At 70.2% G+C, this 1,783-nt stretch carries 1 protein-coding gene; it reads right to left on the reverse strand.

The window, feature by feature from the left end:
- Nucleotides 1-67: 67 nt before the first annotated feature.
- Nucleotides 68-1,645: an IS1182 family transposase gene (locus tag ACZ4SA_RS36860; RefSeq protein WP_468283216.1), complete on the reverse strand. Its 1,578-nt coding sequence runs from the start codon at nt 1,643-1,645 to the stop codon at nt 68-70.
- Nucleotides 1,646-1,783 lie beyond the last annotated feature (138 nt).

Genomic DNA, 1,783 nt, shown 5'->3' on the forward strand with positions numbered 1-1,783 from the left:
CCTAGAAGATCACTGAAAATCTTGCTGTGTGGGTGGTCCCGCCGGTGGCGGGGCCACCCTCCGTGCTTCATGGTGTGGCCGGAGTCAGGGTCCAGGTGCCGTTGGCCCGGGTGAGTCCGAGGTTGATCAGTCGGCGGAGGTTGAGGGCGGCGGCTCGGTTGCGGAGCCAGGTGTCGTTCTTGAGGGTGCCGAGGTAGCGCAGTCTGCGGTTGTCTTTGACGGTCAGCCAGGCGATGCCGCGTTCGACGGGTGGACGCCAGCGGCGGTAGGCGTCCTTCCAGGCGGGGTCGTCGGCTTGGGAGCGGGCGTCGGCCAGGCGCTGGTGCTGGGGGTGGACTCGCAGGACGCGGCCGGCCTTGGAGGTGGTGCAGCGTTCGCGCAGCGGGCAGCCGGTGCACAGTTTCTTGAACTGGGCTTGGCGAAAGCCGCCCTTGAGGGGTTTGCAGAGGGGGACGGTGTGCCCGGCAGGACAGGTGACCTGGCTGTTCTCGGTGTCGATGTGGAAGTCGTCGCTGGTGAAGCCGCCGGGGACCGCCATCCGGAGCGGTGGCGGTTTGAGGACGGCGTCATGGCCGGCCTGTTCGAGGTGTTCGCGCAGGCCGGCGGTGCCGTAGGCGGAGTCGCCGAGCACCTCGACCGGCTCGCCCTCGTCGGCGAGGAGGTCTTCGGCGGTCTTCGCCTCGTGGTTGGCGGGCCCGCTGCCGGGGGTCAGGGCGACCTCGGTGAACAGGCCGGTCTCCGGCTCGACGGCGACGTGGCCCTTGAAGCCCTCCTGGTGGCGGGTGCGGTTCTTGTGGATGTGCCTGGCCTCGGGGTCCACGGTGGAGACCACCCGGTCAGGGGCGGTGCCGCGGGTGATGCGCCAGCGGCCGTCGCGGCCGTCGGAGTCCTCGGCGGGCTCGACGTCCTGGCCGGCGACCAGAGCCAGCAGGCCGACCGCGTTCGCCGCCCGCTCGCCCAGCTCCTGCTCGGGCAGGCGGCCCAGCAGATTGAGCGCGTCGCTCACCAGCGCGTCGACCAGCTCGGCGCGGGCAGCCTCGTCGTCCCAGGCGATCCTCGGCTTGCCCGCATCGGCGTAGTCGTGCGCGGTTAAGTACTGCGCGGCGACCTGGCCGGCGCCGGGCACCTCGCGGATCACCCGGCGGACGGCCGAGATCAGCTGGGTGACCGTGTCCTGGGTGGCCACCGCGTCGTCGAACACCGTGGAGTCCAGCGCGCGGCGCCGCTTCCCGCGAAGGATGCCGGTGGCGGCCACGACCTCCTTGACCCGGGTGAAGATCCGCCCCGGATCCGCCGAGCGCTGCAGGCGGTGCCTGAAATAGGTCAGCAGCGAGGGGTCGAACGCGGTGTCGTAGAGGCCCAGCCCGCACGCGGCTTTCCACCGCAGGTCGCACCGCAGTTCCAGCACGGTCTCCACGTCCGAGGTCCCGAATAGGCTCTGCAGCACCACCGTCGCCGCCAGCACCTGCGGCGGCAGCGACGGCCGGCCGTTGGCCGAGGGGTACATGTCCGCGAACATCTCCGACGGCAGCAGCCGCTCGCGATGCTCAGCCAGGAACGCGAACACGCTCCCGGCCGGGATCAGCTCCCGGCAGGTCTCCCACACATCCGGCCCGACCGTCTCCCCAGCCCATTCCCCCTGCACACCAACAGTCTGACCCCGCATCAGCACCCACGGGGCTCGAACCAAAGATTTTCAGTGATCTTCTAGGGCGTGTTTCGAAAGTCCCGCCTGGCCCACGACGCCTGGCACGCACACTCGCTGCGTTGTCGGAGTCATCCA

The organism is Streptomyces sp. NPDC027962, assembly GCF_055566095.1.